The sequence below is a fragment of the Azospirillum oryzae genome (assembly GCF_900177515.1).
GTDB lineage: Bacteria > Pseudomonadota > Alphaproteobacteria > Azospirillales > Azospirillaceae > Azospirillum > Azospirillum oryzae_A.
On sequence record NZ_FXAK01000009.1, the window covers coordinates 713,946 to 726,300 of the forward strand.

10 protein-coding genes and 1 pseudogene are annotated in these 12,355 nt (G+C 62.5%); all 11 read right to left on the reverse strand.

The genetic code is table 11. The annotated features are described in order from the left end of the window. Positions 1–48: 48 nt before the first annotated feature. The 11 genes and pseudogenes from B9N97_RS31725 to B9N97_RS36920 all read right to left on the reverse strand — a co-directional run bounded on the left by B9N97_RS31725 (position 49) and on the right by B9N97_RS36920 (position 12,164). On the reverse strand, positions 49–1,029 hold the full coding sequence (locus B9N97_RS31725; protein ID WP_085091767.1) for an AAA family ATPase: 981 nt from the start codon (positions 1,027–1,029) through the stop codon (positions 49–51). Positions 1,030–1,344: 315 nt separating this feature from the next. Beyond that, positions 1,345–2,376 carry a tyrosine-type recombinase/integrase gene (locus B9N97_RS31730; protein WP_085091768.1) on the reverse strand — a complete coding sequence of 344 codons (1,032 nt, stop codon included), beginning with the start codon at positions 2,374–2,376 and terminating at the stop codon, positions 1,345–1,347. Between the two features lie 1,099 nt (positions 2,377–3,475). Continuing rightward, a pseudogene (locus B9N97_RS37115) lies at positions 3,476–3,586 on the reverse strand (IS5/IS1182 family transposase); the annotation flags it as partial. 164 nt (positions 3,587–3,750) lie between these two features. After that, the gene (locus B9N97_RS31735; RefSeq protein WP_085091769.1) at positions 3,751–5,175 is read right to left on the reverse strand and encodes a methyl-accepting chemotaxis protein; all 1,425 of its coding nucleotides are present in this window, start codon (positions 5,173–5,175) and stop codon (positions 3,751–3,753) included. After that, positions 5,123–6,109: an alpha/beta fold hydrolase gene (locus tag B9N97_RS31740; protein WP_085091770.1), complete on the reverse strand. Its 987-nt coding sequence runs from the start codon at positions 6,107–6,109 to the stop codon at positions 5,123–5,125. Before B9N97_RS31740 ends, B9N97_RS31735 begins: the two co-directional genes overlap by 53 nt. Before the next feature lie 265 nt (positions 6,110–6,374). Then, positions 6,375–7,784 (reverse strand): purine-cytosine permease family protein, encoded by a 1,410-nt coding sequence (locus B9N97_RS31745; protein WP_208621336.1) that lies wholly within the window; start codon positions 7,782–7,784, stop codon positions 6,375–6,377. 421 nt (positions 7,785–8,205) lie between these two features. Beyond that, complete coding sequence (locus tag B9N97_RS31750; protein ID WP_085091772.1) at positions 8,206–8,832, reverse strand: TetR/AcrR family transcriptional regulator; 627 nt, start codon at positions 8,830–8,832, stop codon at positions 8,206–8,208. Between the two features lie 370 nt (positions 8,833–9,202). After that, positions 9,203–9,955 carry a FadR/GntR family transcriptional regulator gene (locus B9N97_RS31755; RefSeq protein WP_085091773.1) on the reverse strand — a complete coding sequence of 251 codons (753 nt, stop codon included), beginning with the start codon at positions 9,953–9,955 and terminating at the stop codon, positions 9,203–9,205. Between the two features lie 287 nt (positions 9,956–10,242). Then, a complete protein-coding gene (locus tag B9N97_RS31760) occupies positions 10,243–11,499 on the reverse strand; it encodes an AMP-binding protein (protein WP_280174804.1) in 1,257 nt (418 codons plus the stop codon). A 33-nt stretch (positions 11,500–11,532) separates the two neighbouring features. Beyond that, positions 11,533–12,057, reverse strand: a complete 525-nt coding sequence (locus B9N97_RS36865) for an AMP-binding protein (RefSeq protein WP_280174805.1) — start codon at positions 12,055–12,057, stop codon at positions 11,533–11,535. After that, the gene (locus tag B9N97_RS36920; protein ID WP_348520104.1) at positions 11,994–12,164 is read right to left on the reverse strand and encodes an acetyl-coenzyme A synthetase N-terminal domain-containing protein; all 171 of its coding nucleotides are present in this window, start codon (positions 12,162–12,164) and stop codon (positions 11,994–11,996) included. Before B9N97_RS36920 ends, B9N97_RS36865 begins: the two co-directional genes overlap by 64 nt. Positions 12,165–12,355 lie beyond the last annotated feature (191 nt).

The following is a 12,355-nucleotide window of genomic DNA, read 5'->3' on the forward strand; positions in this document are numbered from 1 at the left end:
GCATTGCAGCAAATTACCACCAGATGAAGGTACCACCAACCATAAGGATTATCCATTTTGAAGTCTACGTTCCCGTATTGCCCGTAGCAGTGTAGCGCTATCTAGGTTTCCACCGCATTCGAGAACCGCGTCGCGGGCGGCATCGTCTGCGGCGGCTACGATATCAGCTTGGCTGAGCCCCTTGGCGGCCGCAGAAATCTCCGACCAAGACACATCAGCGAGTTCGAACTGGAGCAGCCTCTGAGCCAGAATGCGGCGCACGTGGTCGGGCGGAGGGAGGTCGTAGCGGACAGTAGCCTCAAAGCGCCGGAAGATTGCCCGGTCGAGCAACTCTTGATGGTTAGTAGCGGCGAGGATTAGGCTACCTGAGGAATCCTCATCCAGAAACTGTAGAAACGAGTTCAACATACGGCGGGCTTCACCAATGTCGTTCTCGGCTCCACGCCTAGTGGCTAGTGCGTCGACTTCATCGAAGAAATACACTCCCCGTGCACCTTGCATGGCATCGAAGACGATACGGAGTTTCGCGGCAGTCTCACCCATGAACTTTGTGATAACACCGTCGAGTTGGACAGTGAACAGTGGCAGGCCCAGTTCCCCCGCGATCGCTGCGGCTGTTAGGCTCTTACCCGTCCCTGGAGGTCCTGAAAGAAGAACCTTGCGCCGAGGCATAAGGCCCTTCTCTTCCAGCAGGCCCCGCTCACGATGCTCGCGCACAATCCGGCGCAGCCGTATTTCTACTTCTTCAGCAAGGACGACGTCTGACAGGCGGATCTCGGAATATGATGCTCGGACAAGTGATGCGAGTTCACCTCGCGGCACGGCGATGAGCGTCGGCTTCGAGGCAGTGCGGCGCTCACCAGCCTCATCGCGCAGAGAACCCACCAGTGTGCCAATCTCGTCGGCCATCCGGTGATGCCCCGCTTTGCGCGCGTCCGCAGCGATATGGTCAACGATTGCCAGGAACCGCTCGTCGTCTCCGGCCGCGTGGCTCCGGATCATTGCGATGAGCTGCTTGCTACTGGCCATCCGGGGCTCCTATCTATTCACATCGGATCAACTGAGCGTCTCAATCAGCATCCGTTTGGCGTCCTGACGACGTTTATCTGAGGCGCTTGATGTATCTAACGTTTTACGCGACCGTTGTTGCACCGGTCCACTCCAACTTAACGAATCGGCGATCTCGCAGAGCCGCTGCATTGCCTAACGCGAGAATGCGCTCCGAAGCAGCAAGTCCGCTGCTGGCGCAAAGCAGACCTCACCTATTCTCCGCCAATGCCCCCTGCTCCGGCTTAGCACATATCGCGTTGTCCTGCACGATGCTGACCGCGCTGCGGGGCAACCTCACAAGCCAGCCGCCTGGGTGAGGTTGATGCGGAAGCGGTCGCGGCGGCGCTGGTAGCGCCGGGTCATCTCGGCCGAGGCATGACCGAGATGGCGTTGGACGAAGCGCTCCTCCGCCTCGGCGGCAGTCGCCAGCCCAGCCCGCAGGGAATGGCCGGCGAAGCGGTGGCGACGCTCGCCCTCCGGCAGGTCACCGCGAATGCCGGCGGCAAGAGCCGTCGCTTGCACCAGACGGGCGACATGCTTGTCGGACAGCCGGTCAGTCAAGATCTGCTTCCCGTTGCGGGCGATACGGCGGAACAGCGGCCCATGGGCGATGCGGCCCAACTCCATCCAGGTCTTCAGCGCCGCCACCGGGCAACTCAGCGGCGTGCTGCCCGGCCCGACCTCGACCTCGCGCCAGCCGGTCTTGCCGCGCACATGCAGCACAAGCCCACCCTCCAGCACCTCGACCCAGCCGCGGCCATCGGCGGTCTCCTCGGCGCCATGGTCGAGGCCGACGATCTCACTGCGCCGCAGTCCGCCGGCGAAACCGAGCAACAGGATGGCGCGGTCGCGCACGCCACGCAGGTCGCCGGCCAGACAGCCGAGCATGCGCAGCAGGTCGCCGGCGAGCAGTGCCTCCTTCTGGACGGGCGGGCGGGCATGGCTGCGGCGGATGCCGGCCAGAACCTCCTTGATGTGCCGGTCGCCGCGATCAAGCGGGCAGCCTCGTTGGCGGAAGGTCCAGGCCAAGCCGGACAGGCGGCGCTCGACCGTCGCAGCAGCCCGGGAGCGCCGGCCCGCTGCTAAGGCCTCGGAGGCGAGGTCGGCGAGGTAGAGGCCGATCGCCTGCGGATCGGGCGGCTGCGGCGAGACGCCACGGCGCATGCACCAGGCGCTGTAGTGGCGCCAGTCGGCGGCGTAGGCGCGCTGCGTGTTCTCGGCCTTGGCGTTGCGGGCGTACGCGCGGGCCTTGTCGGCCAGCTCGGACAGGTGGTCGAGCGCCTGATCCTGGGAAAGGGCGGGGGCGGGAACAGTGTCCGAGGCCATGGCGGGCGGGCATCCGAGAGGGCAAAAACGAGGGTCCGAGTGTCGATTTCCCCGAATCAATGGACTCAGATTCCAGCAATTTCAAGTCGTCCGCGTCTCCCAGATCGGTGGAAAGTAGACCAGGATCGCCGGATTGATGTCCAGGATCACCGGACGATGTCGACACAGAACGTCGTGACCTTGCCCGCGATCCGCCTCGGCCGCAGCGGGTCACCAACCACCCTACCGCGGCGAAAATGCCGTCATGAACGGGATGTCGGGAAGGTCTGAGGAGCGAAACGTGTCCACCGATCTTGGTTCGAGACCAGAGATCCTGGCACTGCCTGTCCAGCGGTCCTGGGCCCAAATCTGGCCGTTTTCCGCGGTTTTGAGCTTGAGTCCAGCGATCCCGGAAAACCGACATCACACCCCAATCTGCGCCGGAGTGTGAAACCACCCCCTGTGCACCATAGAGGTTATTATCGTGCATAGGTCCGGCAACGGTCAAGCCAACGCTCCGGCGATCGGCGGCATGGCCAAACGGCGGCGCGTGCCTCCCGAGGTCAGGTCTGCGGCCGGGTCCCAGTCAAGGTTATTGGGATCCCCGGTAAAGGTTATTGAGGTCGAAGGGGCGCCGACGACGGGCGCCGATTTACGTTATTGCGACCGGGATTCCGGCCGAAACGGCTTCAGTAAAGGTTATTTCGCCAGCCGACAGGGGGCATGTGTCAGCAAACTCAATAATCTTTACTCGCAAATATCATAGAAACAAGTACTTGTCCCAGTCGCGATATCGTTAACTGGATACCAATAACGCAAACTGAAGCACGAGCCTGAGCTCAATAAGGTTAACCGGAGCGCCCCGATGTCGACTGACCGCCCCGGAGGACCACATCGCTTGTCGGACCGAGTGCATCCCGATAGCGGTCAAGCCGACGCTCAGGCGGGCGACAGCATGGCCAAACGGCGGCACGTGCCTCCCGAAGGCGGACCTGCGGTCGGGTTCCAGTCAAGGTTATTGAGATAGCCGGTAAAGGTTATTGAGGTCGAAGGGGCACCGGCGGCACGCGCCAGTTCATGTTATTACGACCAGGGTTCCGGCTGGACCGGCTTCAGTAAAGGTTATTTCGACAGCCGACAGAAGTGCCGCATCGTAGGCCGCCCAGTTCTCCACACGGTACCGGGCCTTCGGGATCTTGTGGCGGCGCGGCTCGTTGGCCTTGTGGGGCATCGGGGTCTCGGATTCAGCGGGCCGCCTCTATACCCGCTCGCCCTCCCGACCGCCACCAGCTCGACCTTTTTGCACCAACGTCGTCCGACACGGCTTGACTCCATCCAACCTCCAGCCATTCCGCCGCGTGCTGGTAAACTTTGCAACAGGGCCTTCCTTCCAGCCTACGGCCGTTTTACGTGGTTCAGGTGCTCCTCACCGGCAAGATAGGCTAGGCGCACTGTCCCCCAGTGACGACCGCGCACCGCCACGGGCGCGCACACGTCCTTCATCACGGCGAAGGCGCTGCCCCCCATGTCGCGTCGGTAGGTTTGCAGCAGGAACGGCTTGGTGTTGCGCCCGGCGGCCAGCCCGACGCGGTCGTTGAACATCCGGCGGTTCCGGCAGTTGGTCGCGTTCCACACCGGGTCACAACCCTGCGGTTGGCTGAATTTTTGATTGTGCGTCGGCAGGTAGCCCTGATCGTCGAGCGTCACGCAGAACACGATGCGGTCGCTGCGCTCCAGCACGGCCTCTTGGATGTCGGGCAGCACGCGGTCGCAGAAGGGCGTGTAACGGGTCAGGAACTGCTGCGGGTCGGATCCGGCGACAGGCTGATACACCCGGTCGAACAGGTCTGCTTCGCTGATCGCACCACGGGCGAGCGCATCGTCAAACGCCGCGGACACGGCGGCTGCGGCGCTTTTTACCATCTGGATGAACGGCGTATCGACGGTATCAACGTTCAACTCGGCCGTAATACCGATCAGACGCTCACTCATGCCCAGCAGTGCGTTCGCGCGGTTGCTCGCTTGGCAGAGATTGTCGTTGGACAGCGCTACGCCGCCCCTCAGGTCAGCGATCTCGTGCTCCAGATCGCCGCAGTTGCGGCTGATCTCAGCCGCGGCGGCATCGATCTTATCGGTTTCGGCGTGCAGGTCGGCCATCGCGCGGCCGACCGTGTCGATCACCATGCCGATGGCTGCGGTCCCTTCACTGACATCGCGCGCCTTTGACGCGCTGTCCAGGCTATCGGCCATCAGCCGTTGCGCCTGCTCGTTCAAGAGTCTCAGCGTTGCGTCGATCTCCGTCGTCGCCTCGGCGGTCCGGGAAGACAGGGCTTTGACCTCGTTGGCGACGACCGCGAAACCGCGCCCGGCCGCGCCGGCCCGCGCCGCCTCGATGGTGGCATTCAGCGCCAGCAGGTTGGTGTGTTTAGCGATGGTGAAGATCCCCCTGGCCACCGTGCCGACCTGGTCGAGGGCATTCCGCAGCCCAGCGATCTGATCCTCGATGCCCGTCACCGACGACACCAGATGATGGATGTCCGACAAGGACCGTTGCACCCGGTCGCGGGATGAATCAACCTCCTGCCGAGCCCGCTCGGTGACGGAACGTGCAACCAGGGCTGCGCCGGAAATCCTCCGGGTGCTCTCCGCCATCAAGGCGGCGGTGCCGCGCAGCTCTTCGAATACGACAGATTGCCGATCCACGCGGCCGGCCACGTCCTCGATGTGCCCAGCGATGTCGGCGATCTCGATGCCGAGATTGCCCGCTTCAGCGGCGATGTCGGCGATCAGATGTGTTCGAATTCCGAACGCTCCGTCCATGGAGAGGTCTTTCTGTGATCGGTTGCTGATGGGGCGGCGCGCCGTCGCTTACAGGGGCGCTCAGGAACGAAAGCAAAGCGTCCACCGTGTCCTGCGGTCGCTCTTCCGGTAGGAAATGCCCGGCGGGAAGCCCGGCACCCCGGATGTGCGGCGCGTAGCGGCGCCAGATGACCAAGGGATCGGGGTAGAGCCGCCCGACCACGCTGCGGTCGCCCCAGAGGGTCAGCGCCGGGCAGTCGACAGTCCGCCCGGCGGCGCGATCCGCCCTGTCGTGCGCGAGGTCGATAGTGGCGGCGGCGCGGTAATCCTCGCACATGGCATGGATGGCGGCAGGATCACAGAACGTCTGGAGGTAGGCGGCGACGGCCTCTTCATGGAAGATGCCGGGGTCGGATCCCCAAGCGCCCAGGGTGCGCCTGAGATAGGTCTGCGGATCCAGACCGATCAGGTGTTCCGGCAACCCGTTAGGTTGAATGAGGAAGAACCAGTGATAATAAGCGGTTGCCATCGCCTGATCGACGCGCTCGAACACTTCCAGGGTCGGAACGATGTCGAGAAAGGCCACCCGCTCCACCCGTTGAGGGTGATCAAGCGCCATCCGGTGCGCCACGCGGGCGCCCCGATCATGCCCGGCCACGCTAAAGCGCTCAAAGCTCAAGGCCGTCATGACCGCCATCTGGTCGGCGGCCATGCGGCGCTTGCTGTAGGTGGCATGCTCGGCGTCACCCGGCGGCTTGGAGGACCGCCCGTACCCCCGCAGGTCGGTGAGCACGACGGTGAAGCTCCGCGCCAGATGCGGGGCGACGCCGTGCCATAGCATGTGCGACTGCGGGAAACCATGAAGAAGCAGAAGCGGCGGGCCCGCGCCGCCGACCCTGGTGTGAATATCCACTCCGTCAACGGTGATGCTCCGGTCATCGAAGCCCTCGAACATGGCCTTCCCCGTCCGCAATGTCGTGGATGGTGTTGGATCGCTTTGGCGACGCTCGGCAAAGGAGGAGCTCACGACGCATGGGGGAGAGTACGCCATATCGATTATTTGTCAAACAAATATTGATTTGTTGATTAAGGCCAAGCTGCAGCGTTGTCGGGCGCGTCGCGACGAAAGCCCCGTCCGATGACCTAACGGATCGATGCGTCGATCCGTTAGGTCATCGGACGGGGATTCGGATGGCGGCGATGATGTTTGCCCGAAGCTCTCAGCCGGTAACGGCAACCACCGGGCGCGGTGACAAGACGGCGATCAGGCCATAGGCTAAGCCGGCCACGAGGGCCGAGCAGACGGCGGTCGACAACTCGGGCATCAGGAGTTCCACTGCGAACCCGGCGCCCGCGCCGGTGATCCAGCCGAGAAAGGCGGAGGGGCGCCAATCGGCGTTCGTGCCGGATTGTGGCCGCGCCAGATACTGGTCAACCAGGATGACGGACCCGATCGGCGGAACCACGACGCCGAGCAGCGTAAGCCAGTCGATGAAGTAGGCCCACACGTTGCCGGCGGCGATGACGATGCCGACGATGCCGACGACCACGGCCATGGTCCGCATATGCCCTCCAAAGATCCGCGACCAGCCGGTGGCGGCGTTGTAAAGGCAGTGCGAGCAGACGGACCCCAAATTAACGTACAAGAAAACGAACGCGAGCACGCTGACCCAGCCGATGTTCAGGCCGTTCAGATAGCCGAATATGTTGTCGGTCCCGAACGGATTGGCGTTGGGTACCGCAAGCGCCGCGGTCATCACGCCGCCGACGAGCATGGCGGACAGATTGGCGAACGGGAACGCACTGAAGGTAGCAATGAAGGAATGAGTTCCGGTTCGAGCCCAGCGGTTGAAGTCAGCGGTCACGGTGCCCCCGTCCGCGAACAGCGCGATCACCACCGTCAGCCCCACGCCCATCGGCATGGTGGCCGTCCCATTGTTGCCCGGATAGGCTAGGATCGCCGACCAAGTGGTCGTCGACGCGGCATGCACCGCGACAAACAACCCGAGAAGGACGAACAAGGGAACGGACGCGATGCTGATCCAGTGCAGCCCGCGGACGCCGGCGAAGGCGATGGCGGTGTAGAGCAAGCCGGCGACAATGGTCATCGCCACGTAACTGAGGCCATAGGTGCTGCTGATCAGTGCCCCGGTAATGCCCGTTTGCACCGCGTACCAGCCGAGGAGCAGTGCCGAGAGCAACCCCGAGGCAAGTACGAAACCCTTGCGCCCGAACACCTTGCTGGCGATCAGCCCAAAGTTCATGCCGCTCCGGTAACCGAGGTGGCCGAGAGCCCCGACATAGACGAGCATGACCAGATTGCCAATCACCATCGCGGTAACCGCGCGCGTGAACCCCATACCGAGCACCAGCAGCGAGCCGGTCATGGCGCCGGTGATGATCATGGGAAATCCAAGCCACACCATGGTGACGGAAAACAGGCTGCGCCGCGCGACAGCCGGCACAGGTGCGTGCTCGAACTCGTCGCCCAACAGATGATCCACGGCTCCCTGTTCGGTGTTTGGTGTTGAAGTGGCCACTTTCGTTTCCTCCATGGTAATTGGGCGGGCGCAGAGTCGCCCCTTGTGATTATTCCGTTTGCTTGACCGCTTGATTCCGCCGGTCGCCATTGGGCAGCCGATCCCATTCGCCGCGGAGATCCGCGTCGTTTGCTTAGGTGCCAACCTGGTATGGAAAGAACGGCTTGCTTACGTCTTTTCCGTCACGGGCCTGTTATGGCCGGTCTTATTGGTGAATGCCCAACGTCACAAACGATACCAAATGGTATCGTGAGATAACGCATAGTATCATGATACTGGCTGGTATCGCGGTCAAGGGTGAATGCGGTGGGGTGCAGCAATTGACATGGCCCGCTGACAGGCTCGGCGCTCAACGTCGTGCGCTTGCTCACGTGATCGCTTCATACCCGCTCAAGGCGATGTGGCCCCCGGCCGCGAGGGGGCGGCACAAAAGGGGTGAGAAAGCGTGAGCGGCGCCGGAACAATGGTTGCGCTTGACCCGGCACCGCAAACTTCGCCGAGATGCGGAAAATCACCCGGCTCGTTTTGCCACCACCTTAAGCGAGCCCTTCTTTTTATCGCGATCTGCCCGATCAAGGATCTCCGAAATGATCCTCATCACATGCTCGCCGGCATTCGGGATACTGTTGTTCTGAGTGCTAATCTGCGCACCCTCGAGCATGAAGCTGATCTCCACCGCGGCAGCCTCTGGATCTGGAATGCCCGCCCCTTCACAAAGTACCGCCACCCGTTGCGCCTGCCTCTTCTTATGGGCTTCAATCAGCAAACGAACGGGATCATTCGGGTCAGGCAGTTCCGCGATCGAGTTGATGAATGGGCATCCTCGATGCGACGTCGTTGCCAGGGAATCAGCGATGTGCTTGGCCCAGCCATACAACTGGGCGCGGGGATCTCCCGGGTGGGCCTTTTCGAGATCGTCAAAAATGGCGGCGTATTGAGCCGTCACGATGCGGATCCATTCGACGATAAGATTTTCCTTCGAGCCGAAATGCCGATAGACCGCCGCCTTGGTTGTTTCGGCCTTGGCGGCAATGACGTCGACTGTTACACGCCGGATGCCTGAGTTAAAAAATAAATCTTCCGCAGCATCAAGAATTCGCTCTCTTGGAGGCAACCGCATAATCCGCCCTTCGCGCATTTCGTCCCTCCCTAAGTGAACGTCCGTGAGGAATGTAGCTGGACCAAACGGTGTAGGCAAATTCAACGTTGATGCAGAAAGGCGGAGGTGGGGGCCGGAAGGGCGGGCGGATATTGAGGTACGTCCACCGAAGCCGAGAGCCCGATGCCGTGCAAGGCCCACGAGCCCAACCGTCACAACCTCCCAACGGCGCACCTCCGTGTGGAGAATTGGACGGCCTGAACCGCCGTGGTGACCTGACGGTGTGGGTGTCGCCCGAGGCAGCATCTGGGGCCATGCCGGTCAGCCGCAGGTCGCCTGATCGCCGCTGCCCCACGGTGGACTCCGCCGACTCACCGATTTGCGCACCAAAGTCGTCCAGCACCTCATCTCACGTTCCGTCGGCACGCTCGATACGCCGTTCCAAAGCCTCGCGGTAGCGCTCTCGCGTATAGGCGGCAAGGTCCGTAAGCGCTCTTGCGCCGGCCTCTGCATCACGGCATTGCAGAGCATCCAGGATTTGCTTGTGGAATTCGACGATCGCGCGGCGGTCCCGCACTCGGAAAATGATCATGTTGCTGACCGGTTGCAACGCCTCGACCACGGAGTGCATCAGGAATCGCAGCAAGGCATTGCCGCAAGCGTCAACGAGTTTACGATGGAAGCGAACGTCAGACGCACAGAACTCCTCGTCGGTTAGCAAGGCGTCACGCTGCTGCTCCAACTCTCTCCGCATGGCGTCGAGGTGATCGTCCTTCCGGTGCTCCATTGCAAGCCGGCAGCACACAATTTGTAGCTCAAGACGGGCTGTGGCCATATCGTCAAGGCTGATATCCCCGACTGCGACCATCAACGTCGTCGCATTGGCCAGCGATTGGGCAGCTTCCTCCGGTGCCGGACTCGCGACGAAATTTCCTCCCGATGGCCCACGCCGCGAGCGAATCAGATGCTGTGCCGCCAGACGCTTCAAGGCCTCGCGCACTGTCGGCCGGGAGACCTTGAAGCGCAGTGCAAGTTCTTCCTCCGTTGGAAGCCGCTGATCCACCTTGAGCCGGCCATCCATGATCGCGGCGCGAATGCTCTCGGCAATTTGCTTAGCCGCGCTGACCGTCACTACGCTCTCAAAGTCCACCGCCTTGCTCATGCACTTCCTACCCTCACAGATTACCTTGGTTCCACTAACACGCCGGTCGTCGTCTGTCCGAAGAATGTCTTAACATTATTTGGCAGATGACATATGCAGTGCCGGCCTGTCGTGTTTGAGGATTGAGAAGGTTTTGCGAAACGGTTTGCGGCGGGACTCCGCACAGCCGCGTCGGATGGGAGTGAGGTTGCCCGACAGCGCTGACCGAAAGCAGGAAGCCCAAAAGGGGTTTGAGCCGTTCCCCACTATCGCACCGTGGCTTATGAAGCAGGTTGTGGCGATATCGATCACGGTTTTGCGTTTTTCCCACCAGCATATCCCAGCAATCTTAGCGCGTCGGCGATCTCCGGCAAGATGCCCGGATCGTCGATGGTCGCCGGCATCTTGTAGTCCTGACTGTCGGCGATCTTCTGCATGGTGCCGCGCAGGATCTTGCCGGAGCGGGTCTTCGGCAGGCGGTCGACCACCAGGGCGCGCTTGAAGTCGGCGACCGGGCCGATCTGCTCGCGCACCAGCTGGACGACCTCCTTGACGATCTCCTCATGCGGACGGGTGACGCCGGCCTTCAGGCAGACGAAGCCCAACGGCACCTGCCCCTTCAGGTCGTCGGCCACGCCGATCACCGCGCATTCGGCGACGTCCTTGTGGCTCGACAGCACCTCTTCCATGGCGCCGGTGGACAGGCGGTGGCCGGCGACGTTGATGATGTCGTCGGTGCGGGCCATGACATAGACATAGCCGTCATCGTCGACGAAGCCGGCATCGCCGGTCTGGTAGTAGCCGGGGTAGTCGGCGAGATAGGACTTCTTGAAGCGCTCGTCGGCATTCCACAGCGTCGGCAGCGTGCCCGGAGGCAGCGGCAGCTTGACGCAGATGGCGCCGATGTCGCCGCGCGGAACCTCCTTCAACTCGGCATTCAGCACGCGCACGTCCCAGCCCGGCATCGGGCGGGTGGCGGAGCCGTACTTGATCGGGAACAGGTGGACGCCCAGCGGGTTGCCGGAGATCGCCCAGCCGGTCTCGGTCTGCCACCAGTGGTCGATCACCGGGACGTTCAGATTGTCCTCGGCCCAATGCAGCGTGTCGGGGTCCGAGCGCTCGCCGGCCAGGAACAGGGCGCGGAAGTGCGACAGGTCGTACTTCTTCAGGTAATTGGCGTCCGGATCCTCGCGCTTGATGGCGCGGAAGGCGGTGGGGGCGGTGAACAGCGTGCCGACCTTGTGCTGCTCGATCACGCGCCAGAAGGTGCCCGGATCGGGGGTGCCGACTGGCTTGCCCTCAAACACCACGGTGGTGCAGCCGGTCAGCAGCGGCGCATAGACGATGTAGGAATGGCCGACGACCCAACCACGTCCGACGCCGCCCAATACACCTCGCCGGCTTGACGTGTAGATGTTGGTCATGGTCCAGCGCAGGGCCACCGCATGGCCGCCATTGTCGCGAACCACGCCCTTGGGCTGGCCGGTCGTGCCGGAGGTGTAGAGGATATAGAGCGGATCGGTCGCCTTGACGGGGACGCCATTCCGCCGCTCGGCCTTCGCCACCGCCTCGCCCAGTCCGACGTTCGCGGCCGGCGATCAGCGTCGCCGTCTCCTGCGGGCGCTGCCAGACGATGACGCTGGCCGGCTTGTGGCCGACTGCTCGATGGCGGCGTCCAGCATCGGCTTGTACTTGACGATGCGGTTCGGCTCGATGCCGCAGGAGGCCGAAACAATGGCCTTCGGCTTGGCATCGTCGATGCGGGTCGCCAGCTCGTGCGGGGCGAAGCCGCCGAAGACCACCGAATGCACCGCGCCCAGACGGGCGCAGGCCAGCATGGCGACCAGCGACTGCGGGATCATCGGCATATAGAGCAGGACCCGGTCACCCATTTCCACGCCCTGGGCGCGCAGCGCGCCGGCGAAGCGGGCGACCTGGTCCTGCAACTCGGCATAGGTGATGGTCTGAACGGTCTGGGTGACCGGGCTGTCATAGATGATCGCGGCCTGGGCGCCGCGCCCGCCTTCCACATGGCGGTCCACCGCGTTGTAGCAGGTGTTCAGTTCCCCGCCGGTGAACCAGCGGTAGAAGGGCGCGTTGCTGTCGTCCAGCACCTTGTCCATGGCTTGAACCAGGAGATGTCCTTGGCGGCGTCGCTCCAGAATCCCTCTGGATCCGACAGGGAGCGCAAAAAAAGGGTATCGTAGCTGGAGGCTGACTTTAGACTCATTGGACTTTTCTCACTGTTATATGCGGTCGAATGACGGGAGAATGCGCTTCTGTGTGGAATGAGAGCATGTATAACCTTTGGAAAAGACCCTTCTAATTTTTCTTGTCAATTTTGCTTGGGCATAAATTCAGACGTCTATTATGGATACGCCGAAATCCGGGAAATATGCATGGGCTACTGTGCTGAGGCAC

What these genes read in the sequence shown, in the direction of transcription:
- B9N97_RS31725 (WP_085091767.1), bottom strand. Translation starts at nt 1,029, where the DNA reads ATGGCCAGTAGCAAGCAGCTCATCGCAATGATCCGGAGCCACGCGGCC.
- B9N97_RS31730 (WP_085091768.1), bottom strand. Translation starts at nt 2,376, where the DNA reads ATGGCCTCGGACACTGTTCCCGCCCCCGCCCTTTCCCAGGATCAGGCG.
- B9N97_RS31735 (WP_085091769.1), bottom strand. Translation starts at nt 5,175, where the DNA reads ATGGACGGAGCGTTCGGAATTCGAACACATCTGATCGCCGACATCGCC.
- B9N97_RS31740 (WP_085091770.1), bottom strand. Translation starts at nt 6,109, where the DNA reads ATGTTCGAGGGCTTCGATGACCGGAGCATCACCGTTGACGGAGTGGAT.
- B9N97_RS31745 (WP_208621336.1), bottom strand. Translation starts at nt 7,784, where the DNA reads ATGGCGACCGGCGGAATCAAGCGGTCAAGCAAACGGAATAATCACAAG.
- B9N97_RS31750 (WP_085091772.1), bottom strand. Translation starts at nt 8,832, where the DNA reads ATGCGCGAAGGGCGGATTATGCGGTTGCCTCCAAGAGAGCGAATTCTT.
- B9N97_RS31755 (WP_085091773.1), bottom strand. Translation starts at nt 9,955, where the DNA reads ATGAGCAAGGCGGTGGACTTTGAGAGCGTAGTGACGGTCAGCGCGGCT.
- B9N97_RS36865 (WP_280174805.1), bottom strand. Translation starts at nt 12,057, where the DNA reads ATGGACAAGGTGCTGGACGACAGCAACGCGCCCTTCTACCGCTGGTTC.
- B9N97_RS36920 (WP_348520104.1), bottom strand. Translation starts at nt 12,164, where the DNA reads ATGAGTCTAAAGTCAGCCTCCAGCTACGATACCCTTTTTTTGCGCTCC.